General features: G+C 60.3%; 25 protein-coding genes. 11 read left to right on the top strand and 14 right to left on the bottom strand.

All coding sequences use genetic code 11. The features are described from left to right. Positions 1-19: 19 nt before the first annotated feature. From ACOYNB_RS01275 to ACOYNB_RS01260, 4 genes are all read right to left on the bottom strand, one after another. Positions 20-709 (bottom strand): EAL domain-containing protein, encoded by a 690-nt coding sequence (locus tag ACOYNB_RS01275; RefSeq protein ID WP_422837298.1) that lies wholly within the window; start codon positions 707-709, stop codon positions 20-22. Beyond that, positions 706-1173, bottom strand: coding sequence for a BLUF domain-containing protein (locus tag ACOYNB_RS01270; protein WP_422837297.1), 468 nt, complete (start codon positions 1171-1173; stop codon positions 706-708). Before ACOYNB_RS01270 ends, ACOYNB_RS01275 begins: the two co-directional genes overlap by 4 nt. 132 nt (positions 1174-1305) lie before the next feature. Further along, complete coding sequence (locus ACOYNB_RS01265; protein ID WP_422837296.1) at positions 1306-2412, bottom strand: flavin monoamine oxidase family protein; 1107 nt, start codon at positions 2410-2412, stop codon at positions 1306-1308. Then, positions 2409-3080, bottom strand: coding sequence for a cupin domain-containing protein (locus ACOYNB_RS01260; protein ID WP_422837295.1), 672 nt, complete (start codon positions 3078-3080; stop codon positions 2409-2411). Before ACOYNB_RS01260 ends, ACOYNB_RS01265 begins: the two co-directional genes overlap by 4 nt. A 96-nt stretch (positions 3081-3176) precedes the next feature. Between ACOYNB_RS01260 and gcvA the strand changes: the two genes are divergently transcribed. Next, the gene (gcvA, locus tag ACOYNB_RS01255; RefSeq protein WP_422837294.1) at positions 3177-4121 is read left to right on the top strand and encodes a transcriptional regulator GcvA; all 945 of its coding nucleotides are present in this window, start codon (positions 3177-3179) and stop codon (positions 4119-4121) included. Positions 4122-4170: 49 nt separating this feature from the next. Here the strand turns inward: gcvA and yjjJ are convergent, their stop codons facing one another. After that, positions 4171-5529, bottom strand: coding sequence for a type II toxin-antitoxin system HipA family toxin YjjJ (gene yjjJ / locus ACOYNB_RS01250; protein ID WP_422837293.1), 1359 nt, complete (start codon positions 5527-5529; stop codon positions 4171-4173). A gap of 476 nt (positions 5530-6005) precedes the next feature. Beyond that, a protein-coding gene (locus ACOYNB_RS01245) for an IS3 family transposase (protein WP_422837446.1) occupies positions 6006-7147 on the bottom strand; the annotation gives its coding sequence in 2 pieces (ribosomal slippage) (positions 6006-6886 and positions 6886-7147; 1143 coding nt in all). Positions 7148-7381: 234 nt separating this feature from the next. Here ACOYNB_RS01245 and ACOYNB_RS01240 point away from each other — a divergent pair. Further along, complete coding sequence (locus ACOYNB_RS01240; RefSeq protein WP_422837292.1) at positions 7382-7714, top strand: hypothetical protein; 333 nt, start codon at positions 7382-7384, stop codon at positions 7712-7714. Here the strand turns inward: ACOYNB_RS01240 and ACOYNB_RS01235 are convergent. From ACOYNB_RS01235 to kdpF, 5 genes are read right to left on the bottom strand one after another with little or no spacing between them, the layout of a single operon-like run. Further along, positions 7696-8388, bottom strand: a complete 693-nt coding sequence (locus ACOYNB_RS01235; protein WP_422837291.1) for a response regulator — start codon at positions 8386-8388, stop codon at positions 7696-7698. The two genes, ACOYNB_RS01240 and ACOYNB_RS01235, sit on opposite strands and share 19 nt — an antisense overlap. A gap of 47 nt (positions 8389-8435) precedes the next feature. Continuing rightward, positions 8436-9014, bottom strand: coding sequence for a potassium-transporting ATPase subunit KdpC (gene kdpC / locus ACOYNB_RS01230; RefSeq protein ID WP_422837290.1), 579 nt, complete (start codon positions 9012-9014; stop codon positions 8436-8438). A gap of 13 nt (positions 9015-9027) precedes the next feature. Then, positions 9028-11094, bottom strand: a complete 2067-nt coding sequence (kdpB, locus tag ACOYNB_RS01225) for a potassium-transporting ATPase subunit KdpB (protein ID WP_422837289.1) — start codon at positions 11092-11094, stop codon at positions 9028-9030. Positions 11095-11102: 8 nt separating this feature from the next. Further along, a complete protein-coding gene (gene kdpA / locus ACOYNB_RS01220) occupies positions 11103-12893 on the bottom strand; it encodes a potassium-transporting ATPase subunit KdpA (RefSeq protein WP_422837288.1) in 1791 nt (596 codons plus the stop codon). Further along, the gene (kdpF, locus tag ACOYNB_RS01215) at positions 12890-12982 is read right to left on the bottom strand and encodes a K(+)-transporting ATPase subunit F (protein ID WP_422837287.1); all 93 of its coding nucleotides are present in this window, start codon (positions 12980-12982) and stop codon (positions 12890-12892) included. The genes kdpA and kdpF overlap by 4 nt, the downstream gene beginning before the upstream one ends. A gap of 322 nt (positions 12983-13304) precedes the next feature. On the opposite strand from kdpF, the gene ACOYNB_RS01210 reads away from it, so the two are divergent. The 4 genes from ACOYNB_RS01210 (at position 13305) to ACOYNB_RS01195 (ending at position 18509) form a co-directional block, all read left to right on the top strand. After that, the gene (locus ACOYNB_RS01210; RefSeq protein WP_422837286.1) at positions 13305-14030 is read left to right on the top strand and encodes a type 1 glutamine amidotransferase; all 726 of its coding nucleotides are present in this window, start codon (positions 13305-13307) and stop codon (positions 14028-14030) included. A 212-nt stretch (positions 14031-14242) separates the two neighbouring features. Further along, the gene (locus ACOYNB_RS01205) at positions 14243-16960 is read left to right on the top strand and encodes a DUF4118 domain-containing protein (protein WP_422837285.1); all 2718 of its coding nucleotides are present in this window, start codon (positions 14243-14245) and stop codon (positions 16958-16960) included. Then, entirely contained in the window at positions 16953-17654 is a 702-nt protein-coding gene (locus ACOYNB_RS01200) for a response regulator (protein ID WP_422837284.1), read from the top strand. The genes ACOYNB_RS01205 and ACOYNB_RS01200 overlap by 8 nt, the downstream gene beginning before the upstream one ends. 222 nt (positions 17655-17876) lie before the next feature. Next, positions 17877-18509, top strand: coding sequence for an MBL fold metallo-hydrolase (locus tag ACOYNB_RS01195; RefSeq protein ID WP_422837283.1), 633 nt, complete (start codon positions 17877-17879; stop codon positions 18507-18509). A 26-nt stretch (positions 18510-18535) separates the two neighbouring features. Here the strand turns inward: ACOYNB_RS01195 and ACOYNB_RS01190 are convergent, their stop codons facing one another. Beyond that, the gene (locus ACOYNB_RS01190) at positions 18536-19192 is read right to left on the bottom strand and encodes a TetR/AcrR family transcriptional regulator (protein ID WP_422837445.1); all 657 of its coding nucleotides are present in this window, start codon (positions 19190-19192) and stop codon (positions 18536-18538) included. 137 nt (positions 19193-19329) lie between these two features. On the opposite strand from ACOYNB_RS01190, the gene ACOYNB_RS01185 reads away from it, so the two are divergent. The 5 genes from ACOYNB_RS01185 to ACOYNB_RS01165 are packed head-to-tail and all read left to right on the top strand — an operon-like array spanning position 19330 to position 23798. Beyond that, positions 19330-19707, top strand: a complete 378-nt coding sequence (locus tag ACOYNB_RS01185) for a c-type cytochrome (protein WP_422837282.1) — start codon at positions 19330-19332, stop codon at positions 19705-19707. Then, positions 19697-21100, top strand: a complete 1404-nt coding sequence (locus tag ACOYNB_RS01180) for a D-arabinono-1,4-lactone oxidase (protein WP_422837281.1) — start codon at positions 19697-19699, stop codon at positions 21098-21100. Before ACOYNB_RS01185 ends, ACOYNB_RS01180 begins: the two co-directional genes overlap by 11 nt. Before the next feature lie 6 nt (positions 21101-21106). Continuing rightward, positions 21107-22393, top strand: coding sequence for an alanine racemase (locus ACOYNB_RS01175; protein ID WP_422837280.1), 1287 nt, complete (start codon positions 21107-21109; stop codon positions 22391-22393). Between the two features lie 38 nt (positions 22394-22431). Further along, the gene (locus tag ACOYNB_RS01170) at positions 22432-22863 is read left to right on the top strand and encodes a DUF2147 domain-containing protein (RefSeq protein WP_422837279.1); all 432 of its coding nucleotides are present in this window, start codon (positions 22432-22434) and stop codon (positions 22861-22863) included. Positions 22864-22895: 32 nt separating this feature from the next. Further along, entirely contained in the window at positions 22896-23798 is a 903-nt protein-coding gene (locus ACOYNB_RS01165; protein ID WP_422837278.1) for a hypothetical protein, read from the top strand. Positions 23799-23808: 10 nt separating this feature from the next. On the opposite strand, the gene ACOYNB_RS01160 is transcribed toward ACOYNB_RS01165, so the two are convergent. Together ACOYNB_RS01160 and ACOYNB_RS01155 are read right to left on the bottom strand one after the other, a co-directional pair. Continuing rightward, positions 23809-24714, bottom strand: coding sequence for a M48 family metallopeptidase (locus ACOYNB_RS01160; RefSeq protein WP_422837277.1), 906 nt, complete (start codon positions 24712-24714; stop codon positions 23809-23811). Positions 24715-24749: 35 nt separating this feature from the next. Continuing rightward, complete coding sequence (locus ACOYNB_RS01155; protein ID WP_422837276.1) at positions 24750-26273, bottom strand: MFS transporter; 1524 nt, start codon at positions 26271-26273, stop codon at positions 24750-24752. Positions 26274-26295: the final 22 nt, after the last annotated feature.

Genomic DNA, 26295 nt, shown 5'->3' with positions numbered 1-26295 from the left:
CCTCGTGCCTTCGCAAGACTCACAAGCCGCCATACCGCAAGGTTGGGAATTGTTGGAACCCGGGCTTGGCGAACAAATAGCCTTGAAACAACCTCACACCTTGATTCGAAAACCAGAGGTATTCGGATTGCGTTTCGATGCCCTCGGCAATCACATCAATGCCGAGGTCGAAACAGACCTGCATGATGGCTCTGACGATCGCCTGGCGTGGCCCATCCCCTTCAATGCCCCTGACCAGGTTCATGTCGATCTTGATCTGATCGGGTTGGAAATCGGCCAACAAATTCAGGCCCGAGATGCCTGCTCCGAAATCGTCAATCGCCACCTTCAAGCCCATCCCGCGATAGGCATTGAGCAGCCCTGCAAACTTCGTGTGATCTGCGATGGCCTCGAGCGTCGCGTCGATCGAGACATCTGCGGCAAACAAGCTGCCGGGCAATATGTTGACGTTGATGTGGGCGGTCAAGCCGAGTGACGCAGCCAACTGGATCGCAGCGATCCGACTTGCCTGATCGAACTGGTACTTGATACCCTCTCCCACCCGATCCAGGACGTCTTTCGCCGACTCGCCCCGCGGTCCACGAATCAGTGCCTCGTATGAAAAGACTTCCCGCGTCAACCCATCCACAATGGGCTGGTAGGCATAACTGAACGCCGGAAAGTCATCCAGATTCAGACCACGTTCGACAGGGTTGCTGGTCGCGCTCATGAGTAAAACCGCCCCGCGATATCGAAGTCATTCTGTGCAGATCGCCAGCGCCCGGCTGCAAAAGCTGCCAGCAGCTTTTTCGCTCGGCCGTAGCTCACGTCATTGAAGGACTGCGCTGCCCCGAAAAAATCGTTCATGCCATCTGCATACGCTGACGCAGTGGATGACAAGTTGGAGAACCCCATGCTCCAACCACCGAAAGCTCGCCGCGGAATCGGTTCGCTGATGATGCGTGTAAGACGGGTATGGCGCGAATCGCGCTCGATCCTCTTGTACAGCGCCGCGACCACATCGGCAGGACCTTCCAAGACTTGGAAAAAGCTGCCATCGGCATACAGCAGCATCCCGGTCAGGCCCATGCGCTCGTTGCTCGCTCGGGATGCCTCCAGCAGTGCCGCCAGATCCTGCTCGGACAAACGGCGGGTCTCTGCACTGGCGTAGATCAAGTGAGTGAGGGGTTGCATACCCAGCGCCTTATGAGTTCATCGGGCAAAACCAAAGATGACTTGCGCACCCAACGTCATTTCGGCTGAAACACGTCCATTCTTGAGTGAATTCTTGCGCTGGCCACGCTGACATGGCACAGCGCGCCACCATCAGGGATCGAGCCGTTTGCGCAAGAGCGCATCGACCGCTGATTCGGCTGCGTCAACCGCGCCGGCAAGATAGCCTGCATGCGAGCGAGACCATTCGCTGCCCGCCCCGAACAGCCGCCCGACCCACTCGCCCGAATCCGACTCGGCCTTGGGGCGTTGAGGATGCTCACCTGTGGACGTCCGGTCTGCATCCGTCGCCGTGTGAGGGTCTCGTGCCCAGTCCTGAAGGAACTCCGCCACGGGGTGCTCCGCTTGCGCACCGAATAGACGGCACAGTTGCGCCCGACAGAGTCGAATCATGTCCGCCTGCTCGACCGTTTCGCGCCAAACGGCTGGCACCCCCAAGAAACCAAACAAGGCCCCGTGCTGGGATGCGGAGGCATCGTGGATTTCCGCCATCGGCCCTGCCGCGCTTCGTGCTGCACCACTGAGCCCACGGTCTCGCCAGAACGGCGTCGGGTACACCGCCACATATTTGGCATGGGGCGCCATCCAGGTGGCGCACTGCTGCCATGCGCGATGCAAGGCCGCCGGCAGGGGCGGCGAAAAGCTCACTCGCTCAGCCACCAGACGAGGTGGCAGCGCCAGCAGCACCTTGCCCACGTCCAGGTCCACCCGCTCGCCACTGACCTGGATCGCCTGGACATGCACGCGGTCGCCGTGCCGCGACAGGGCCGTCACCTCGTGCCCCAGGCGCTGCGAAGCCAAGGGGGTTTCTGCGACCAGCGCATCGACCAAAGCCATCATGCCGCCACGCAATCGCATGGCCGGTGGTGACAACGCGTAGCCGGCCGCTTGCACGGCAGGCAAATCTGCGCGCCGCTCGAACGTCCAGTGGCCCTGCTCATGTTGCGCATCCACGGTCAAACCCAGTTGCATGACCAGCGCCATCACCTCGGGCTGCATGTCAGGCCAGAACCAGGTCGCGCCCACGTCAAAGCGGTCCGGGCTGTTCGGCAGGCCCATCGACTGAATGCGGCCACCGAAACGTGACCGGGCCTCCAGAATGACGACATCATGCTGACCCAAAGCACGCAAGCGCCGGGCTGCACACAAGCCGGCCAGTCCTCCACCAATGATGGCCACATCGGCCCGCAGTGCGGTCATGCGCGGCCTCCGACCTCACGCGTCAGATGGCCGGTTTTGACCCAGACGGTGGCCCCCTGTTCCCCTGCACAGACCGTGGGATAGTGCCCTTGCGGCAGACGCAGCCATCCTGTGGGCCCCAAGGTTCGGCGCAGCCCCTGAATGGCCCCGCTCAACACCAGCACCTCGGCACTGGGTATGGCCTCGGCAAACAAGGCAGCACCGGCTGGTACGCGGATCAGGCGAACCTGCTCGCGCCCATGCGCATGCAACTCACACACTTTGCGGCCATGCTGCAGGTGCCAGTTGGCCGGCACCCGGGTGTCCAGCCGAACACAGGCTGCGTCGTCGGCGTCCATCTGCCAGAGTTTGACAAAGATGAGTGCGCCAGTCGCGCTATGCGGCTGATGCGCCGAGCCGGCCGGATTACGCAGATACCACCCTGCCGGATAGTCGGCAGACTCGTCGGAGAAGGTGCCATCCAGCACCAGAATTTCTTCACCGCCTGGGTGAGAATGTGCAGCAAAACTCGCACCAGGTTCGTAGCGCACCAAGGACGTGGCACGTGCATGTTCGGCACCCATGCGGTCCAGCATCATGCGCGACACACCGGGCTGAGGTGAAGGCACCCAGACGTGTTCATCGGGGACAACTTCAACGGTACATGAAAAATCGTCATGAATGCGCATCCAAGGCTCCAGAGCAGTGGCGCCACATTGACGCATGTCTGACGACGGGTTGCAATCGAGAAGAACTTTCTGCACGACAAAGAATTTCTTGATCGAATGAAGACACTCGCCCACCTGAATGCCCTGCGGGCCTTCGAAGCTGCTGCAAGGCATCAAAGCTTTTCGGCGGCAGCCCATGAACTGCATGTCACACCCGCCGCGGTCGGACAATTGGTTCGCACCTTGGAGGACTGGCTGCAAGCGCCCGTCTTTGTTCGACAGCCCAGTGGACGCACGCGCCTCATCCCGACGGAGGCTGCGCAGCGCGCCCTCCCTGACATCCGTGCGGGGCTGGATCGTTTGGCTGATGGCTTGGAAAAGCTCAGCGAAGCATCCATGAACGGTGTGCTGACCGTGACCGTGAGTCCGGCATTTGCCGCCAAATGGTTACTCCCCCGGCTGGAGCGGTTTCAGCTGACTTGCCCAGATACCGACGTGCGGATTGACACCAGCCTCAAGCCCGTCGACTTCGCCTCTCAGGGCATCGACATCGGCGTCCGATACGGCACAGGACAATGGCCCGGCCTGGTGGCCGAGAAGCTGCTCACAGAGGAGTTGTATCCCGTCTGCTCACCCGTCCTGCTCAAGCAGATCCCTCGGATCAGGCACGCACGCGATCTGGCACATGTGACGCTCATCCACGATCTCTCGATGGATGGCCAAAGCGGCTTTCCAAGCTGGGCGTCCTGGCTCCACGCAGCCGGCGGCCAAGACGTGCCCACACGGCGAGGTTTAAAGATCAACAACTCAGCCGCCGTGTTGCAAGCAGCCATTGACGGGCTGGGCGTTGCGCTGGCGCGCAGCGTCATGTCTCAAGACGACCTCGTGTCAGGCCGGCTGGTTCGTTTGCTGCCTGAGGTCAGGATGGCATCCCCCATGGCTTACTACGTTGTGTACAGCGCGTCGAGCGCGGCGAAGCCACGCGTGAAAGCCTTCAGAGATTGGCTGATGGCAGAGGTGGCGAAGCAACCGGCCTTGGGTCATCGACAAACGGCCAAATGATGGGCTACAACTTGATGGCGCCCCATCAAACAGGTTAGGCCGCTTGCGTCTAGCCAATGTTGTCGATCAACTGACCTGCTTGATGCACATGCTGCCCGAGCGCATGGATGCAGGGCTTGAAGGCCTCTGACAATCTCTCATCAGCCTGCAGACGTTCCATGTACTGTCTTGCCATGGCAAGCGCTTGCTTCCACACGGTCAGCCTCACATCGGCCATGAAATTCAACACGGGTGCGTTTTGGCTCATGCCACCACCTGTTCTGGGCGCAAAGCACATGGGTGACATGTCATAGGCCGGAGCCAGGTCATAAGGGCGACTCGTGTCGGAAATGAACGATACGTTGCCCTGATGCATGTCGGTGTTGCCGATCAAGTGCCCAAATGCCCAAAGAAGTTCGGTGCCATCGCTGGCCTTGGGCCTGATGACCTTTTGCTCCCTCAAGGCCTTGGCCGCCTGAATCCAGTCCGTCTTGCCAGAGAACTCTGCCGCCAGGCTTTCAAGCGAAAACATCGCCCTGCGCCCACGCTCGCCCACCCGGTCAAAGCGCTTCACCTCTAAAAAGCGCTGGCCGTCAAAGTCATACACCTGGCTTTGGGCAGCCTCCACTCCGTTGGCCCTCAAGGTTTCCAGTGCAAGGTGTTCGGCACAAAGCAGATCCCGCCACCGCCGCGTGATGTCGTTGTCTGCTGCTTCTGAGAACTTGACCAGAACATGAGCAGGCGCACCGGCAAACTCAACGTAGGCCGTGAACTTCGGCTGCTCGCCGCCAGCCGATGAGCCATAGGCTTCGCCATTCAGTGCATCGGCAGCCATCTCGACGTAGCGAGTTGGCTTATCCACCTCCTGAAGCGGAAGACTTTGCGGCATCGACAGGAATGCCTGGATCGCCTTCTGGCCAACCAGCAAATTGCCGGTGCTGTCCCCGCCATGAACCAGCAATGCCTGAAGCACTTGGGTATCCGTCCACGCCTTGATGTCAGCGCCCAAACCCAAGTTTTGAGCGTACATGCGGCCAAACATTCTTCCAATGAAGCCTTGCGGGCGCATGTCATTCATCCACCAGGGCAACCCTTCGTGGAAACTCGGACGAGTGGGCTCGCCCTCTCGGATCAGAACAAAACCATCGGGCCGCACAGGCACCAACTGCCCCAACTGGGAAACACGCCCCTCTGGACTGACCCTGAAGATGGGTGCCTCGATGTGGTGCCTTGCCTCATCGCGCAAGGCGTATTGCATCCTTGGGCCAGCGCCCAGACGCAAGAGATCAGGCATTTCTCGCAGCGCCCGCGTCAGCGTCGCCGGTGGCACATCAAGGCGCTCACGCATGTCCCGTGCCGTCAACCCGGCTTGGCCACGAAGCAAGACTTCGATGCGGAGAGTGAGTTCTTCTATCTTCGTGCTTGCCATCCTGACACCCGGTATAGCCCAGAAAGCGCCTCTTTTCTGATTTGCTTTTTGATTTGCTTTTTAAGGCTACTGTTATAGCACTTATAGAAAACTTGGCGACCTGGCACTCTGTCTTTGTTCATATCTATCAAAGACTTATACGCCTGCGCATTAAGTTGCCATCGATCCTCATACGACTTCGTTGGTTCTAAATGTGCAAGTTCGTTGATTAGCATTTGCTAATGTTTCGCACTGTCTTCATGCTGCGTACGGGACAGATCTGCGAACCATCCATGAAGAGCGCAAGCAATCAGGGTACTTTGAGGATGCGTGCTCCGGGGCCACCACCTTGCCGCTGGTGATCTTCTCGCGCGCCCGCCTGGGGCCAGCGTGGTGATTGCCGTGGTGTCGGTGGCGGTGATTGGCGGCTGACGTGCTCCCTCGTAGCCGTACCAACTGAATGGAAGTGAGGTCCGTCAACTGACCCTGTCCCCGAATCAGTACCGATCAGAAGTAGAACTGTCCGGCTCCTCTGACATCGCCGTAGCCGCCTGCAGGCGGCTACGGCGGGCGAATTCGGTTGGCGTGGCCCACTCCAGCGCAGAGTGGGGACGATTCTTGTTGTAATCCCTGCGCCAAGCTTCAATCTTGGCACTTGCATCGGCTAGTGACAAGAACCAATGCTCGTTCAGGCATTCTTGGCGCAGCCGTCCGTTGAAGCTCTCGACCGCGGCGTTGTCTGTCGGTTTGCCTGGTCGGCTGAAGTCCAGCTCAATGCCACGCTCATATGCCCACTTGTCCATGGTCTTGGATATGAACTCACTACCGTTGTCTGTCTTGATCGTCCGAGGTTGACCTCGGTGGCTTGCGATGCGGCTGAGTACATGCACGACATCCTCTCCCTTCAGGCTCTGCCCCACCTCGATGGCCAGGCACTCCCGGGTAAACAGGTCCACGACCGTGAGCATGCGCAGCTTGCGTCCGTCAAATAAGTTGTCGGCTACGAAGTCCATGCTCCAGATTTCGTTGATGGCATGTGCCACCTGTTTGGGCTGGCGCAACTGAGCGGCCTTATTCCTCCTGGGCCGTTTGAGCCTTAGCGACAACCCTTCATCCCGATAGAGGCGATACACCCGTTTGACGTTGTCAGGGTGGCCTTCGCGGCGCAGGAGCACATGCACACGGCGGTAGCCATAGTGCACGCGCGTGCTGGTGATCTCTTTGATGCGCATTCGCAGCACGGTCTCGTCCTTCTTGACCGGCTTGTAAAAGAAACTGCCCTGCGACACATTGGCCACGCGCATGGCGTTGCGCTGGCTGCAGCCAAACAATCGCATCAGCTCCGGCACCAATTCGCGCCGCCGCGAAGGCCCTAGGCTTTTTTTGAGACGATGTGCTGCAGCATGGCCTTGTCCAGGCTCAGGTCGGCCACGATCTGTTTGAGCTTGCGGTTTTCTTCCTCAAGCTGGCGCATGCGCCGCAACTCAGATGGACCAACCCCCGCGTATTTCTGGCGCCACTTGTAGAACGTGGCACTGCTAATGCCCATCCTGCGACAGACCTCATCAACGCTGATGCCCAACTCCGCTTGCTTCAGCGCGTAGGCCATCTGCTCCTCGGTGAACTTGCTCTTCCTCATGGCATGAACTCCCAGGCCCTCGAAGGGCACATCATGCCGGTCCATTCTGTTACTGAACGGTACGGATACCTGGGACAGGGTCAGGCCCTCCAAAACTTTGCAAGATATTTATGCTCCCTAATGTCCAATCAGTACGCAAACCAAGTTCAGTGGGCGAGCGGCTCACGCCGGTAGGACACCATGCACCCCATCAGACAGGCTTCACATAGACAGCGCCTTTGGTACGCGTGTGCCGTGGCCGGCACTTGGCTGCTGATTCTGTCTGTGTTGAATCTTTCGCTGGATGGCGCACTGCGAAACGTCATTCTCTATGCCGTACCCGTGGCCCTGGTGGCTTGGTACGACAGTAATGCTGGCTTCATTTTTTCCGCATTGGGCGCAATCTGCGCGTGGCTTGGTGGTGCCATCCCGTCACCGCATGTCGATGAGTCCGTGGTGATGGAGGGCATGTGGGCTTTTGCCAAGTTGAGTGCAGTTGTGTGTGGCGTGAATTGGGGAAAAGCCCGATCCCTTCCATGCAACTCGGTGGGTGATAAACAGCCAGAACGTCAAGGCACGAAGCGATAACCAATATGTGTCTCGGTCAACAAGTGCTTGGGGTTTGAAGGATCAAGCTCGACCTTCTTGCGCAAGTTCCTCATGTGCACACGCAGGTAATGCGTATCTTGGTCATGCATGCCGCCCCAGATCAAATTCAACAACTCCTGGTGCAGGAACACACGACCAGGGTGGCGGGCAAGCAGGGTCAGAAGGTGATATTCAAGCGGCGTGAGATGAAGTGGCTGCCCCGACCTGCTCACGACTCGAAGCGCCAGATCAATCTCTAGGTTATCGAACTTGAGGAGGTTGCTTCCCACTCTGATGCAAGCCGCCTGTCGCCTCAACTGAGCCTTCAGCCTGGCCAGCAACTCTCTGCTGCTAAAGGGCTTCAGAACATAGTCGTCGGCACCAACTTCGAATGCGGCGAGGCGGTCCTCTTCACGATCTCGCTCCGTCAATATCAGGATAGGGATGTCCGAACGGGCGCGAATATCGGCAATCAAGTCGATGCCACGGCCGTCTGGCAAATCCGTGTCCAGGATCATGGCGTTGGGATACTTGCTGCCAGCCTGGTATCGCGCAGCCGCCATATCGCTTGCGTCGATGGCGTGAAGGCCTTCTGCAACCAATAGCCGATGAAGAAGGCGCCGCATCTCTGGCGCCTTGTCCACGATCAGCACGCTGGGTTTGATTTCGTTCACGGCTCAGAACACTTCGGTGGCACATGAGCGTTGCGTGCAGCAGCCCATTACATGGAGGTGAGTCGGTCCACGTCGAGGTTGAGTTCCAGTACGTTGACGCGCTCCTCGCCAAAAATGCCCATGAGCGGTGATTCGATGTGGCGATTTAGGACTTGACTCACCGTGGCGGGCGATACATGACGAATGCGAGCCACCCTCTCCAGCTGATAGCGAGCTGCTGCCACACTGATGTGTGGATCCAGACCGCTGCCAGAGGCTGTCACCAGATCAACGGGAACAGGCAGATGGTTGTCAGGATCGGCCGCTTTCAATGCGGCAATGCGCCCCTTGACCGCATCCACAAAAGCCGGGTTCAAGGGGCCCTGGTTCGATCCAGATGAGGCGCTTGCGTTGTAGGGCATGGGGCCTGTCGCCGATGGACGAGACCAGAAGTATTTGGGCTCGCTGAAGTTCTGGCCAATGAGCGATGAGCCCACCGCCACACCATCTTTGACGATCAGACTGCCATGCGCCTGATGGGGGAACAGGGCCGACGCGGCACCGGTGACGGCCAATGGGTAAAGCACGCCTGTGACGGCGCTGAGCACCACGAACAGGCTGACCGCCGGACGAATGAGTGTTTTCATGTTGAACTCCAGTTCAAACCAGACCAGTGGCCACGAGGATGAGGTCAATCACCTTGATGCCGATGAAGGGCACGATCACCCCGCCCAGGCCGTAGACCAGCAGGTTGCGTCGCAGCAGAATGGCCGCGCCCAAGGGGCGATAGGCCACTCCCTTCAAAGCCAGCGGGATCAACACGATGATGATCAAGGCATTGAAAATCACCGCAGACAGCACGGCAGAAGCTGGGCTGCCCAGGTCCATCACGTTCAATGCCGCCAGTTGGGGGTAGGTGCTGACAAAGGCTGCAGGGATGATGGCGAAGTACTTGGCCACATCGTTGGCAATGCTGAAGGTAGTCAGTGAACCTCGGGTCATCAGCATCTGTTTGCCGGTTTCCACCACCTCGATCAACTTGGTCGGGTTGCTGTCCAGGTCCACCATGTTGCTGGCCTCCTTGGCTGCTTGTGTGCCCGAATTCATGGCCACGGCCACATCGGCCTGGGCCAGCGCTGGGGCGTCATTGGTGCCGTCGCCGGTCATGGCCACGAGCTTGCCTTCTGCCTGGTACTGGCGAATCAGGGCCAGCTTCTGTTCAGGCGTCGCTTCAGCCAGGAAGTCATCCACGCCGGCCTCGGCGGCGATGGCGGCGGCCGTCAGGCGGTTGTCCCCGGTGATCATCACCGTCTTGATGCCCATGCGGCGCAACTCGGCAAAGCGCTCCTTGATCCCGCCTTTGACGATGTCCTTGAGTTCGATCACGCCCAGCACGCGCGCGTCATCCGACACAACCAGAGGTGTGCTGCCACGGCGCGCCACTTCCTCCACGATGCTGTCGATCTGTTTAGGGAACTGTCCGCCAAGTGACATCACGTGCTTGCGAATGGCGTCTGCGGACCCCTTTCTGATTTGGCGTGTACCAAGATCCACGCCGCTCATACGGGTCTGTGCAGAGAAGTGCACGAACGTGGCTTGCAGCGCCTGGAGGTCCCGTGCTCTGAGGTCAAACTGATGCTTGGCAAGGATCACGATGCTGCGACCTTCAGGCGTTTCATCGGCCAGCGACGCGAGCTGTGCGACGTCTGCCAGATCCGCCTTGCCAACACCGGGTGCAGGCAAGAACGCCGATGCCTGCCGATTACCCAGGGTGATGGTGCCGGTCTTGTCCATGAGCAGCACATCCACGTCGCCTGCGGCTTCCACCGCACGGCCCGACGTGGCAATCACATTGGCTTGCATCATGCGGCTCATGCCCGCCACACCAATGGCCGAAAGCAGGCCGGCGATGGTGGTCGGGATCAAGCAAACCAGCAACGAGATCAAAACAGTCACTGAGACCGGCGTGCCAGCTTTGGCTGCGTCCACGCCAAACATCGAGTAGGGCAGCAAGGTCACGGTCACGGCCAGAAAGACGATGGTGAGCGCGACCAGCAAAATCGTCAGCGCGATTTCATTGGGCGTCTTCTGGCGCTTGGCGCTTTCCACCATCGCGATCATGCGGTCCACAAAGGTCTCGCCGGGATTGACGGACACGCGAACCATGATCCAGTCAGACAGGACGCGCGTCCCACCCGTGACAGCAGAAAAGTCACCACCAGATTCGCGGATGACCGGTGCAGACTCGCCGGTTATCGCGCTTTCGTCCACAGAGGCCACGCCTTCCACGACTTCGCCATCGGCCGGGATGACGTCCCCGGCCTGCACCATGATCAGGTCACCCTTGCGCAACTGGGTAGATTCAATCGGGTGCCACTTGGCATCGGCGCGCGCCTCTTCCAGCTTCTTGGCCCAGGTTTGTTTCTTGAGGGTACGCAGTGAAGCCGCTTGTGCCTTGCTGCGGCCCTCAGCGAGTGCTTCAGCAAAGTTGGCAAACAACACAGTGAACCACAGCCACAAGGCGATAGCCAGGATGAAGCCCGATGAGGCTTCGCCTTTTCCGCCAAGCGATTGAACAAACAGCACCGAGGTCAAGATGCTGCCCACATAGACGACGAACATCACGGGGTTGCGCCACTGCACCCTGGGATCCAGCTTCTTGAACGCGTCCGCCACGGCCGGCTTGGCCAATGTGGGGTCAAACAGATTGAATGTTGTGCGAGTCATGTTTTGCCTCACTTCCAGAGCATCAGGTGCTCAACGATCGGGCCGAGCGCCAAGGCCGGTACGTAGTTCAATAAGCCCACTAGCAGCACAGTGCCCAGAAGCAGCACCACAAACAACGGGCCGTGTGTGGGCATAGTTCCCTCCGTGACGGCGATGCGCTTCTTGGCAGCCAAGGACCCAGCGATGGCCAGCACGGGTACGATCACGCCAAAGCGGCCAAACCACATGGCCACGGCCAACAGCACGTTGTAGAACGGCGTGTTGGCTGACAGACCAGCAAAGGCACTGCCGTTGTTGTTGGCCGCCGATGTCAGCGCATACAGGACTTCAGAGAACCCGTGCACGCCAGGATTGGCAATGCCTGCCCGGCCAGCCTCCGACATCACGGCAATCGCCGTCCCTGCCAGAACCAGCAGAGGCGTGACCAGGATGGCGATCGAGGTCATCTTCATTTCGTACGACTCGATCTTCTTGCCCAGGTACTCCGGTGTACGCCCGATCATCAGGCCGGCGATGAACACCGCCAGGATGGCAAAGACCAACATCCCGTACAGCCCTGTCCCGACACCACCGAACACCACCTCGCCTAGTTGCATGTTCACCATTGGAATCATGCCGCCCAGCGGCGTGAACGAATCGTGCATGGCATTGACAGCGCCACACGATGCATCGGTGGTGATGGTGGCGAACAGTGCGGAATCGGCTATCCCGAATCGAACTTCCTTGCCTTCCATGTTGCCGCCGGCTTGTAGGGCGCTTGGCGCCTGATCAACGCCCAAAGCCTTCAACTGCGGGTTGCCAATCTGCTCGAAATGCATGGCTCCAATCGCCCCGGCGAGGAATAAGACGAACATGGCAATGAGCACGCTCCAACCCTGGCGCTGGTCTTGCACCATGCGACCAAAGGTGAAGCACAAGGCCGCGGGGATCAGGAAGATGGACAGCATCTGAACGAAGTTGCTCAATGCCGTCGGGTTCTCGAAGGGGTGGGCCGAGTTGGCGTTGAAGAAGCCCCCGCCATTGGTGCCCAGCATCTTGATGGCTTCCTGGGAGGCCACGGGCCCCATGGCCAGCGTCTGGGTATCCGTGCTCTTGTCCTCCATGACCGGTTCGCCCTTTTCGTTCTTGAGGGGCTGCCCGTCAGGGCCCGATTTGGCTTCTTGGTAATGCACTGCTTCCAGCGTCTTGACGTCCTTGTAGGCATTAAAGTTTTGCACGACACCTTGTTGAACCAGGAACAAGCCATAGACAAATGAAATGGGTAGCAAGATCCACAACGTGACGCGGGTAAGGTCGACCCAGGCGTTGCCGATGCTCTTGGCGGTGTGTCTGGCAAACCCACGAATGAGTGCCACGACGACCACGATGCCGGTTGCCGCAGACAGAAAGTTCTGCACGGCCAGACCCAGCATCTGCGTCAGGTAGCTCATGGTGGTTTCTCCGCCATAGCCCTGCCAGTTCGTGTTGGTCACGAAACTGATGGCGGTGTTGAACGACGAATCAGGCGTAACGTTGGCCATGCCCTGAGGGTTCAGAGGTAGCCATATCTGCAGGCGTTGCAAGGCGTAAACGGCGAGCACACCCAAGGCATTGAAAACGAGGATGGCCAGGGCATATTGCAGCCACCCCATTTCTGAATCGGCCTTGACGCCGCAAAGCCGGTAAAGCGCGGACTCTATCCTGCCCGCCAAAGGCAGGCGCCCTTCCATCACCGTGGCGATATAGCGCCCAAGTGGAAATGCCAGCAACAGCAGTACAACGCTGTAGGCGGCGAGCAATGTCCAACCATGCGTGCTCATGAGAAGTTCTCCGGTTTCAGCAAGGCGGCGATGAGGTAGACCAGCAGGCCCACCGAGATCACCCCGCAAAGTACATAGAGCCAGCTCATTTCGAAGCTCCTCCCAAGAGGGCGCAGCCCTTGGCCATGCCGACAAGAATCAGCAAGAAGCCGGCGCTCAGCGCAATAAAAACGACATCCATGGACGCCTCCTAACGATGAATGAAGCCATCGTAGAAATAGGCGCATCAAGAAGTGGCCAAGTTTTCAATGGCTGACATCAAGGAAACATCAAGGCCATCACCTTGCCGACCTGTCTTGACACGAACTTGACAGCGAAGCGAGAAATCTGGACACCGCCTTGGCGGTAGGCCTTCTAGATTGCATTCATCGCAACCAAGGCACGCCTGCAAACTGGTGTGCAGACGCTCATATGAGACCCGTGGCCCTTATCCAGCATGAACGAACGCAAGGACCAGGCCGGCTTCTGGACTATCTGACCGAGCAGCATATTCCGACTGTGACCTTCATGCCAGACGAAGGTGACGATGTGCCCATCCATGCCAAGGACTACAGTGGCGTTGTGTTCCTGGGTAGCCAGCACAGCGTGAACGAGCCTCTTCGCTGGATTAACAGAGAGGTGCTGCTGTGTCTGTCTGCGCTGGAGGCCGATGTGCCCTTGCTGGGGCATTGCTTCGGCGCCCAGTTGATGGCCAAAACGCTTGGCGCCCCGGTTAGGCGCAATGCCTGGCCCAATATTGGTTGGAGCACATTGCGAACCACACCGTTTGCCAAGGAGTTGTTTGGTGCTGATCTCGTGCCTGCCTTCAATTGGCACTACGACACCTTTGGCATACCTGCGCGCGCCGATCGCCTGCTGTTTGGCCCTTATTGCATCAACAAGGCGTTTCGGCTTGGGAAGCATCTTGCGTTTCAGTGCCATTTCGAGGTGACACAAGACATCATTCAGACTTGGTGTGCGCAAAGCGCGTCCGAGCTGGCTTCAGCCAAAGGGCCTGCCGTGCAGTCGGCTCAATGCATCTTGTCCGCGATGCCACAGGCGTTGCCTGAGGTTCATCGCTTCGCCCGGCGCGTCTACCAGCACTGGGCGGCCGGCCTACCCAGGGTGCCGATGGTCAGTTACGCGTGCACTCGGTGAGTCTTCGCGCTGGAAATCTTCTCGGGTCAGCCCGCCAATCCAAGCGCAAACCCTGGGCACACCCGCAAAGAATGCCAGCAACAGCACGGTTGGGGGCATGTGCTTCCGCCAAATCTTTATATTTTCTTAATGTCTGCAGCACCAGTCTTACGGTCATCTTGATGCGTGGCCGCCTAACATGGATGTGGCCTTATCGTCACATGCACACCACCATGGCAGCGTATTCAGATCGTCCGGACCCTGACACCTTACTCCGACGCGTCATCGAGGACGAGGTCAAGGCTCAACGCGGTCAGTTGAAGATCTTCTTCGGCGCATCAGCGGGTGTGGGCAAAACATTTGCCATGCTCTTGTCCGCCAAAGCGGCTTTGGCGCAAGGCACGCCTTTGATCGTGGGTTTGGTTGAAACGCATGGGCGAGCCGACACCGAAACCATGGCGGCGGGGCTGCCCCGTCTGGCACTGAAACAAGTGCCCTACAAGGGCAAGGTGCTCACCGAATTTGACATCGACGCCGCACTGGCATTTGGCGCTGAACACGAGAATGCACTGGTACTTCTGGATGAACTGGCACACAGCAATGCGCCAGGCTCCCGTCATCCCAAGCGCTGGCAGGATGTAGAGGAGTTGCTGGCTGCAGGCATTGACGTGTGGACGACGATGAACGTCCAGCATCTGGAGAGCCTCAACGACATCGTCAGCGGTATCACCGGCATCCAGGTGTGGGAAACCGTCCCTGACCGCCTGTTCGACCAGGCACACGAGGTTGTGGTGGTGGACCTGCCGCCCGATGAACTGCTGGAGCGATTGAAAGCAGGCAAGGTCTACCTGCCGGAACAGGCTGAGCGGGCTGCCGGCAGCTTTTTCAGGAAAGGCAATTTGCTTGCGCTGCGTGAGCTGGCCTTGCGGCGCACAGCCGATCGTGTAGATGGGGAAGTGCAGGCTTATCGACGGGTTGCTTCGGTTCAAGCAGTCTGGCCAAACCGCGAGGCGCTATTGGCGTGCATCGGCCCGGGTGATGGTGGCGAGAAGATCATTCGAAGCTGCGCCAGGTTGGCGGGGCAGTTGGGTGTTCAGTGGCATGCCGTGCACGTTGAAACGCCCTCCCAATTGAGGCAAGCCCGATCTGTGCAGCAGGCCACGTTCAAGGTACTTCAATTGGCCGAACAACTGGGCGGCACGATTGCCACCTTGTCTGCGCCAAATGCGGCCTCCGCACTGGTGCGCTATGCGCGGGAGCACAACTTGTCCCGTCTGGTCATGGGCAGGCATGAACGACGCCTGCCCTGGCGCAAGGCGCTCGCCGATCAGGTCGCGGTCGTGGCCGATGACCTGGATGTGCTGCAGGTTTCCTTGCCCCGGGGTTCTCGCGAGGCGGCATCATCGGTGCCCCCGGACTCGGCGCCTTCCAGTGCCGTCTGGCCCGGCTACGCCGCAGCAGGCGTGGCCTGTATTGCCGCAGCCTTGCTGGCAACCCCCTTGGTGTCTGTGCTGGAGTTGTCCAACATCGTCATGATCTTTCTGTTGGTCGTGGTGGGCGTGGGACTGCGTTTCGGGCGAGGTCCAGCCGTCCTGGCCGCGTTCATGGGGGTAGGGCTGTTCGATTTCTTCTTTGTGCCGCCGCGATTTTCGTTTGCCGTCAGTGATGTGCAGTACCTCGTGACGTTTGCCGTGATGTTGTCAGTAGCGCTGGCCATTGGGCAACTCACGGCAGGCCTGAAAGTCCAGGCTGAGGCTGCCACGCAAAGAGAGCATCGCGTGCGGAGCCTGTATGCCATGTCCAAGGACCTGGCTTCAGCGCTCCTACCGGAGCAGGTGGCCGAGCTGGGGCAACGATTCGTCAGCGCCGAGTTTGGTGTGCCTGCCACCTTGCTGGTGGCTGACGATGCAGGGCATCTACACGAGATTTCCGGAGGTACGGCATCCGTGGACATGGGCATCGCCCAATGGTCATTTGACAGAAGTACCCTGGCAGGCAGAGGCACGGATACCCTGCCTGCAAGCCCTTGCATGGTGGTGCCGCTCAAGGCCATCATGCGGACACGAGGTGTCCTGATCATCGAGCCCGTCAAAGACCGTTTGCCCAGTCCGGAACAGAGGCAACTGCTGGAGACTTGTGCGTCCTTGTTGGCGATCTCCCTGGAACGTATTCACTACATAGAAGTGGCGCAAGCCAGCACCGTTCAGATCGAATCTGAACGCTTGCGTAATTCATTGCTGTCGGCCATTTCGCATGATTTGAGAACCCCCCTGGCGTCCTTGGTCGGGCTGGCGGATACGCTGGAGCTGACCACCCCGGCGCCAACAGAACAGCAAATGCTGATCGGCCGGGCGATCCGGCAATCTGCTGTGCGCATGAGCGCCTTGGTGAGTAACTTGCTGGACATGGCTCGCCTTGAGGCCGGGGCTGTTCAACTGAACAGGCAGTGGCTGCCACTGGAAGAGGTTGTGGGGAGTGCTTTAGCTCTGTGCGACGCACAGCTTGGCCAAAGGCCTGTTAGCGTAGATCTGGCCGGCAACTTGCCATTGCTGCACCTCGATGCGGTGCTGTTTGAGCGTGTTCTCGTGAACTTGCTGGAGAATGCAGCCAAGTACACACCAGAAGGTACGCCGGTCGGGATCAGGGCGCGAGTCGAGAGTGGCCAGGTCGTGATCAACGTCGAGGATGGCGGCCCGGGCTTGCCACCGGGCAAAGAGGCGTCCATCTTCGAGAAATTCGAGCGAGGCAACAAAGAGAGTGCCACCCCCGGTGTGGGCCTGGGCCTGGCTATCTGTCGGGCAATCGTGCAGGCCCATGGCGGTGCGATCACCGGAACCAATCGCGAAGAAGGCGGCGCACGCTTCACCATTACCCTGCCTCAGGGGCTGCCGCCCTCCGATGACGGCAGCGAATTGTTGACACAAGCGAATGCAGGGCATCTCCATGGGTGACATCCACGCTCGAGTTCTGATCGTCGAAGACGAGGTCGATATCCGTCGATTTGTTCGCCTCACGCTGGAGTCGGAAGGTTGCGAGGTCTTCGAAGCTGATTCTGCAAAACGCGCATTGATCGAAGCTGGCACCCGGCGCCCAGACGTGATCGTGCTGGACCTGGGGTTGCCGGATGGGGATGGCGTGGAACTGATCCGAGAGATCAGGACTTGGTCACCCGTACCCATCGTGGTGCTGTCTGCCAGAAGCAGTGAGGGCGACAAGATCCTGGCGCTGGATGCTGGCGCCGACGACTACCTGGTCAAACCTTTTGGTGCGGGTGAATTGATGGCCCGCATGAGGGCTCAGTTCAGGCGTCATCTTCATCAGACCCCCTCAGGAGAAACGGAAATCCGGTTTGGTGAGATCCGTTTGAACCTGCTCAACCGACTTGTCGAGCGAAAAGGTGAGCCGATTCATCTGACACCCATCGAGTACAAGTTGCTGACCCACCTCACCAAGCAGCCAGATCGAGTTGTCACACATCATCAACTGCTGAAAGCAGTCTGGGGGCCAGGGCATGACGAAGACATGCACTATGTCAGAGTGCACATGGCCAATTTACGCAAGAAGGTCGAACTTGATCCATCCAAGCCTCAGCATCTGTTGACTGAGGCAGGGATTGGCTATCGCTTTGTGAGGCCGAGGAGGTGAATTGCGTAGCTACGTCAAACTCAATGACTGCATAGAGGCAGTCAGCGTAAGTTCGATCTGGATGAATCACGGGCAGCTACCGCAGCAAAGCCGCCATCCTGCTTTTTGCGCCCCGCTGCGTCACCACGCCCGAAAATGCTACGCTCGGCGCATCCGTTTCAGATCCGCGCATGATCTCTGCTGCGGACCGAAACCTCGCCGCATCATTTCGATCTCGCCACCATGTTCCACCGCCTCACCATCCCCGTCACACCGTTTGAACAAAATTGCTCGCTCATCTGGTGTGATGAGACGAACGAGGCCGCTTTGGTGGACCCGGGTGGCGACATTGGTCGACTGCTGGAAGCCGTGGAAGAGCGCGGACTGACGCTCAAGGCCTTGTGGCTGACCCACGCCCACATTGACCACGCGGGCGGCACCGGCACGCTGGCGCGTGAACTGGACCTGCCCATCATTGGCCCGCACACTGGCGACCAGTACTGGATTGACGGCCTGCCGCAGCAAAGCAAGATGTTTGGCTTTCCACCAGCCGAGCCTTTCACGCCCACCCGCTGGCTGCAACAGGGTGACTCGGTGCAAATTGGCCACTGCACGCTGCAAGTACTGCACTGTCCCGGCCACACGCCTGGCCATGTGGTGTTTTTCGAGCCCAGCACGCGCCACGCATTCGTGGGCGATGTGCTGTTTGCCGGCAGCATTGGCCGCACCGACTTTCCGGGCGGCAACCATGCCGACCTGATCAACGCCATCAAGACACGCTTGTTTGCCTTGGGCGACGATGTGACCTTCACCCCCGGCCACGGCCCCGAAAGCACGCTGGGCGAAGAGCGCCAATACAACCCGTTCTTGCGTTGACGGGCTGAGCGCGCAACGCGCTCAGGTCATCGCTTGGCCTTGGGGGCAAAGCGATGTGACAGGCCGTGATAAAGCACATCCATCATGGCCTCCAGGTGGTGGTCCATGGGCAGGCTGGGGAACCATTCGTCATCCGCCCCCATCACCAAGTGGCGAGAGGTCATGCCGTGCAGACCTTCCCAAAACAGTTGGGTCATCAGGTCGATGTCATCAGGGTGGCTGGACACCAGGCCATGCTGCGCCAGGTCCTGAAACAGCACGCGCGCAAAGGCATACGGGTCTTGCGCCGGATCACCGTGCTGCACGCGGGCCTGATTGGTGGGCGCATGCGGGCGCCGCTGCATGAACACGAAGGCGTACTCGTCGGGGTGTGCCAGGCCAAATTTCACATAGGCCCGGCCCACTGCCCGCAGGCGCGCCACGGGGTCGGCCTCGGCGCGTGCGGCAGCATCCAGCACCCGCGTGAGTTCCAGCAGGTCTTCGTCCATGGCCTGCGTGATGAGCATGGCCTTGTCTTCAAACAGCGAATAGACCACGGTCGTTGAATAGCCGGCCATCTCTGCCACTTTGCGCAGAGAGATTTCGCCGATGCCGCCTTTGCGGATCAGCTTGCGCACGATTTTGATGATGGCTTTGCGGCGCTGTTCAGCTTCACGCTGCTTGCGCACGTCTCGGGTTGTCATGGTCACGACCCAGTCTCCTCAGCACGCCCAGTGTCACTGACCAGGCGCTTTATGGCGCGAGGGTTTATCTGAATAAACCCGCGTCAGTTGGAAGAATATTCTGATAACAGTGTATTTTTTTCTGACAGTGTTTTGCAATGAAACGTTTTGGTGGCTTTCGAGCAATCGTGCTCAGTGGCATGTTGGCAGTCGGCCTGTTGGGTGGCTGTCAGGACAAGCCCGTTGAACCCAGCGCTGAAGATTTGCAGCGCGCCGAGCAGGCGCGCCCCACCGATTTACGCCTGGCCGCCATCTACGACCGCTCGTGTGTGACCTGCCACGGCACACGCAGCGCTGCACCACTGGCCGGCTTTGAGCCGGCATGGCGCCCCCGCCTGAAACAAGGTCCGCAGGTGTTGCTGCAACACGCTCGCGAAGGCTTCAACGGCATGCCGGCCAAGGGCCTGTGCGCCGACTGTACGGACGACGATCTGCAAGCCCTCATTGCATTCATGAGCTCATCCCATGGCAACTGATCACGCTCACCCTACCCGCCGCCAGGTCTTGCAAGGCGGCTCTGCCCTGGCTGTGGCCCATGCACTGGGCCTCATCGGCTCGGCAGACGAAGCCCATGCCGAGGCGCCCGCCACCGGCACGCGGCCCACTTGGCACAACTGGTCGGGCTTGCAGCAGGCCAACCCTGCGGCCATGTCCACCCCCGCGAACGAGGCTGAGCTGATCGAGTTGATGCGCAAGGCGCGTGGCGAAATCCGCGCCGTGGGCTCGGGCCACTCGTTCACCGCGCTGGTTCCCACCACGGGCACCATCATCTCGCTGGATCGCTTGTCGGGCGTCATCTCGGTGGACAAAACGGCCATGACCGCCACCATCCACGGCGGGACGCGCCTCGGCGTGCTGTCTCGCGAGCTGGATCGCTTCGGTCTGGGGCTGCGCAACCTGCCCGACATCGATGTGCAATCCATCTCGGGCGCCATTTCCACCGCCACACACGGCACGGGCATGACCTTGCCGCCCATCCATGCCGATGTGGTGGGGCTGCGCATCGTCAAGCCCGGTGGCGAGGTGGTGGAGATCAACGAAAAATCACCCGGCGAGTTGCTGGCCGCGGCACGCGTGTCGGTGGGCAGCTTGGGCGTGATCTCGCAAGTGACGATGCGTGTGCTGCCGGCCTACAACCTGGCCAAGCGCGTGTGGGTCCAGCCCATTGAATCGTTGCTGGGCGTGGCCACCGATCTGGCCCGCCAGCATCGCAACTTCGAGATGTACTACCTGCCCTTCACCGGCTATGGGGTGGGCATCACGCATGACATTTACAACGGGCAGGACTTCCACATTCCGCCCGCGCTGGATGACTCGACGCTGGCCGATTTGCGCAAGCTGCGCGACTGGCTGGGTCGCGTCCCCAGTGTGCGTCAGTGGGTGGCGCAAAAGCTGATCGACCCCAACACGGTGGAAGAAGCCCGCCATCGTTCATGGCGCTTGCTGTCGACCGTGCGCCCCATGAAGTTCAACGAGTCGGAATGGCACATGCCGCGCGAGCAAGGCATTCCCTGCCTGCGTCAGGTCATCCGCACGCTGGAGCAGCGCAACGAGGTGTACTTCCCGCTGGAATTCCGCTTCGTGAAGGCCGACGATGCGTGGCTGAGTCCGTTCTATCAGCGCGAGACTTGCTCGATCGCCGTTCATGCATCAGCCGACGAGCCCTACCAATACCTGTTGTCTGACATCAACCCCTTGTTCCGCGCGCACCAGGGTCGCCCTCACTGGGGCAAGTTGCACCTGATGGGGGCCGCAGAGTTGTCCACGATGTACCCCCGCTGGCAAGACTTCCAGCGTGTGCGTCAGCAGTTCGACCCACAGGGGCAAATGCTCAACGCGCACCTGCGCAAGCTCTTTCTCAAGGCGTAACGGCTCATGGCGACGACAACGCGACGACACTTTCTGATCGGGGCCGGTGCGGCGACTGTGGCAGCGGGCGTGGTGGCCGTTCGGCCCGGCGTGCACGGAGCGCCTCACCAGGCCTACTTTGCCCATCTCAACAAGGTGCTGAAGGACGCTGGCATTGGCACCCCGACGCTGGTGTTGGACCTGGATCGTGTTCGCGCCAACGCACAGCGCATTTCGGCCCATATCGGTGGCCGCATGGCACTGCGACTGGTCAACAAGTCCCTTCCCTGCTTGCTATTGCTGGATGAACTGAGTAAGCAGTGCGGCACCAATCGGCAGATGGTGTTCAGCTTGCCGTATCTGCAACTTCTGACCAAAGAGCGCCCCCATGTGAACGTGTTGTTGGGCAAGCCTTTGCCCGTGGCCGCCGCCGCTGCGTATTACCGCGAACGCACGGCCAATGGCTTTGAACCCGCACGACAACTGCAATGGCTGATCGACACACCTGAGCGACTGGCCCAGTATCGCAACCTTGCTCACGAGTTGCGCACCCCCATTCAGGTCAACATCGAGATTGATGTGGGTCTGCACCGCGGTGGCGTGAACAGTGACGACACCTTGCGGCACATGGCGCAGCAGATCAAGGAAGAGCCCTTGCTGCGCTGGGCGGGCCTGATGGGCTATGACGCCCACACGGAAAAGGTGCCCGCGCTCGCCGGCAACCGCCAGCGCGCACGCGACCATGCCAAGGCGCGCTACAAAGAATCTCTGGATGTGATGCTGGGCAGCGGGCTGATGATCCCCATTGAGCCGCTGACCTTCAATACAGGTGGCTCGCCCACTTATCGACTGCATGACGGAACTGGCGCAGCCAATGAGCTGGCTGTTGGGTCGGCCGTGGTCAAGCCCTCTGACTTTGACACGCCGCTGCTGGATGACCTGCTGCCCGCCGCGTTCATCGCCACGCCGGTCATCAAAGCATCAGACCACTTCACCGCTCCTTACGGTGCCGAGTGGGCCAGCCAGGCCTTGCAGTGGTGGGATCCGAACCAACGGGCGTCGGTGTTCACCTATGGCGGCAACTGGCTGGCGCAGCCAGTCTCGCCGGAAGGACTGAGCAACAGCGGCCTGATCGGCAAGTCATCCAACCAGCAGATCCTGGTGGGATCGGGCCTGCAAGGCCTGCAGCCGGATGACTTCGTGTTTTTCCGTCCCACTCAAAGCGAAGCGGTGCTACAGCAATTTGGGGACATCGCCGTGCTGGAGCAAGGCCGCCTGAGCACGCGGTGGCCCGCTTTCCCGGCCATGGCCTGAGTGGGCCCTATCCCTGTTCTGCATACGAGGAGATCGACATGAAGCACTTGCAATGGCGCACGCGCATGGGTGTGCTGGCTTTGGCCACACTGGGCTCTGTGAGCCACGCATCGGTGCCAGGCGAAGAGGCCAAGGGGCTTTGGCTCAGTGGCGACAAGGCCGCCATCATCGAGTTCAAGGACTGCACCGATGTGGCCGGGGCTCTGTGCGGCACCATCGTTTGGGACAAGGATGCCGGAACGCCTGCCGATGCCTGCGGTGTGACGATCGCCAAGCTCAAGCGCTTTGATGGCGAAGCCTGGCGTGAAGGCTGGGCCTTCGACCCACGGACCAAGAAGTACTACAAGGCCACCGTTCGCACCGAGAAGAGCAGCCTGCTGCTGCGCGCTTTCGTGGGTGTGGAGTTGCTGGGTGAGACCGAAGAGATGACCCGCGCCAGCAGCATCCCCGCAGGCTGCAAACCCCGTTGAGTTGCCGATTACCGACCAAGAGGAGCACCACCATGACCCACGTCCGACCCCTTGCTGCCGCGGCAGCTGCCCTGACCCTGTCCATGGCGAGTCACATCGCCGTTGCAGCCGAACCCGGTGAACCGCAGATCGCGTCGTACGCCTTGGACATCGAAGCCAAGGTGCTGAGCGACCGTCGCACCAACGGCCTGTCTGACACCTACCTGGGCCCGGGTGCGGAGCTGACGTTCAATGTGGCGCACGAAAGCGGCATGGTGGGCTTCCTGCAATTGGGCAATGTGGCCAAGGAGAGTTTTCCTGACGGCGGCACCACCGCAGTGGGAGCCATTGGCTACCGCTGGGGCAACCCGTCAGGCTGGCACTTTGGTGTCGGTGGGGTGCTGGAAGCCTTCCCCCGCGCCAAGGTGAAGGACGCACCACGCAACCCGCTGGAATCAGCCGACACGGTCAACACCCGCTTTGACACCACCTTTGGCATCTTCGAGTTTGGCTACGGCATCATCGAAGGTCGCTACCTGGTGGTCGCCAGCAAGGACTTCCGCGGCAACAACACGTCGGTGGTGTGCGGCAGTGCAGCCATGACCGCCATGGCCGAAGGCGATGCCACCCTGTCCAAGGCGATGGACTGCTATGGTCGCGGCACCCACCACAGCCGTGGGTCCCAACTGATTCAGCTGGAAGCACGCATTCCCGTGGCCAGCAACACCAAGGTGCTGACCCACATTGGCTACACCGCCGTCAACAACTTCTCGTTCTTGAACACGGTGGACTACAAATTTGGCGTGATCCACAACCGCTGGGGCTTCGAGTTTGAAGCCGACGTGGTGGGCGGGCTGATGCGTGACAGCTATTACGCCAAAACCGTCAATGAAGACGGCGATGTGAAGCGCATTGACCGCATGGGCTTGATCCTCAGCGTGGCCAAGCGCTTCTGATCACACCCGCTTACTGAGCCACACCCCAATACGCCAGGGGTTCCTGGCTCAGGTGGGCTGCCCCGGTCTTCTTCGGCGCATCGTAGCGCCGGTCAGGTTTGGCAGCTCGCTCGTACAGCGGCATCACCTGCGGCAGGGCTTCTTCCATGTCCTGGATGCGGGTGTCGCTGGCCGGGTGGGTGGACAGCCACTGTGGCGGTGCGCCCTTGTTGGCGGCAGCCATCTTCTTCCACAGGCTGATGCCCGCACGCGGGTCGTAGCCCGCGCGGGCCGCCAGTTCCATGCCGACCAGATCGGCCTCGGTTTCATTCTCGCGGCTGAACTTCAGGGTCAGCAACTGCCCGCCCATGTTCAGCAGACTGTCGCCCACGCTGCCCAAACCCAGCAGACCCGAGATCAGGCTGGCGCCCAGTTTGGTGGCCGATGTCTTGCCCATGCGCTCGCGGGCATGCTCACGCAAGGCGTGGGCAATTTCGTGGCCCATGACCATGGCGGCTTCGTCATCGGTCAGCTGCAACTGATCGAGGATACCGGTGTAGAAGGCGATCTTGCCCCCCGGCATGCAGAAAGCGTTGAGCTCTTTGCTGTTGAGCACCATGACCTGCCACTGCCACTGGTTGGCGCGTCGATTCCACTCCAGGCTGTACGGAATGATGCGTTTGGCGATGGCGCGCAGACGCACCACCTGAGGGTGGTTGTCGGGCAGCAAGGCGTTCTGATTGCGCGCCTCGGTGGCCATCTGCTGGTACTGCGCCGTCGCCGCTTGTTCGACCTGCTCGGCGGAAACCAAGCGGGTAAAGCCCGACTGCTGACGGGGCACATCCACCCCTTCACGCGCCCAGACCGGCGCCACAGCCAGTTGGGCCACCAGCGCCAGCGAGACGGTACTCAGCGAAAACAGACGACGAATTTGCATAGACAACTCAGATGGCAAAGACCAAGGTTGATGAATCAACGCACCTCAGGGCGCTCGAGCATACGCCGAACGGCGGGCAGCAAGAAATAGGACGGGAAAGACAGCCAGAAGGTGAGGAAAAAGAAGGCCGCGTAGCCCATGTGCTCCACGCCCAGACCGCCCGCCCAACCGGCCACGGCCCGCGAAAACGCAAAAATGGACGACAGGATGGCGTATTCGGTGGTGGCGCGTGCCTTGCTGGTAATGCCCATCAAGAACGCCATGAAGGCCCCGGTACCCAGGCCCCCGGTGAAGCTCTCCAAGCCACTGGCTGTGTACACCGCCATTTGATAGTGAACGCTCACTTGCTCGCCAGGCGCCACCACCGGGACATACCAGGCTGCCGCCGTGTAGCCCAAGTTGGACAAGGCTTGCGCAATGCCCAGCACCCACAGGCCTTTGAAAATGCCCACGCGGTCCACATACCAGCCACCGACCAAGCCACCCGCAATCGACAAGCCCAAGCCCACATTCACGCTCACCAGCCCGATTTGGGCCGGCGTGAATCCGGCATCCACCCAGAAGGGTTTGACCATGAAGCCCATGGCCGCGTCACCCAGCTTGAAGGTCAGGATGAAGAGCAGCACCGCCAGCATGCCGGGGCGCGAGAGCAATTCCACCCACGCGCCAAACACCGGCCCCTCGACCAAGGCATGGGCCTGAGGCCCCCGGGCGGCGCGCACCATCAGGCTGGCCCCCACAAACATCAGCCCGACCGGCACCGCGCCTTTGAACCACCACGTGCCGCTGATGGCCTGAATGCTGGCCCAACCGAAGGTTTTACCCAAGGGGCCCAGCACCGGCCAGAGCAAGCCCAGCATGACCAGGCCCAGGGCCACCAGCCACAGCGGCTGTTCGCGCAGCACGGCCCATTCACTGAAGGTGGACGAGGGGTCACGCACGGGACGAGGCGGCTGCGGCGGTGCGCTCAAGATCAGCAAGCCGTTGAACAACATCAACACGGCGCCCAGACCGTACGCGGCCGACCAGTTGGGCAGTTCGGGCGTGCCCGACCACCCCGCCACCACCAGCAAGGCGCCTGCCGCCAGCATGCCGACGCGGTAGAAGCCGATGCGCAGGCCATTGGCCACGCCCAGTTGGCCTTTGCTCAGGATTTCGATGGTGTAGCCGTCGGTGGCAATGTCGTTGGTGGCGGACAGCATGGTGAAGGCCGCCAGCAGCATCCAGGGCCAGGTGGCCCCTTGCGCCAGCGCCTGAGGCTGCCAGGCCAGCAAGGACAACACCACGGCCATGCCCCAGTTGGCCCCGGCGATCCACAGGCGGTGCCCCCGCCAGGCGTCTACCAGTGGTGCCCAGAGAAACTTGACGGTCCAGGCCAAGCCCAGCAGACTCAGCAGCCCAATGTCCGAGGGGCTTACCCCGGCTTGTCTTAAGTTGACCGGAAAAAGGTCGTAAAACACCCCCAGGGGTAATCCTTCTGAGAAATACAGAAGGGAAACCCAGAACAGCAGGCGGCGAGTGACAGGCTCTTTCGCCTGGTCGGTTTTACTGGAGGACATGCCGAGATTGTAGGAACACTGT

The sequence above is a fragment of the Aquabacterium sp. genome (assembly GCF_049317225.1).
GTDB lineage: Bacteria > Pseudomonadota > Gammaproteobacteria > Burkholderiales > Burkholderiaceae_C > Aquabacterium.
This window is presented reverse-complemented; position numbering and strand designations above follow the sequence as displayed.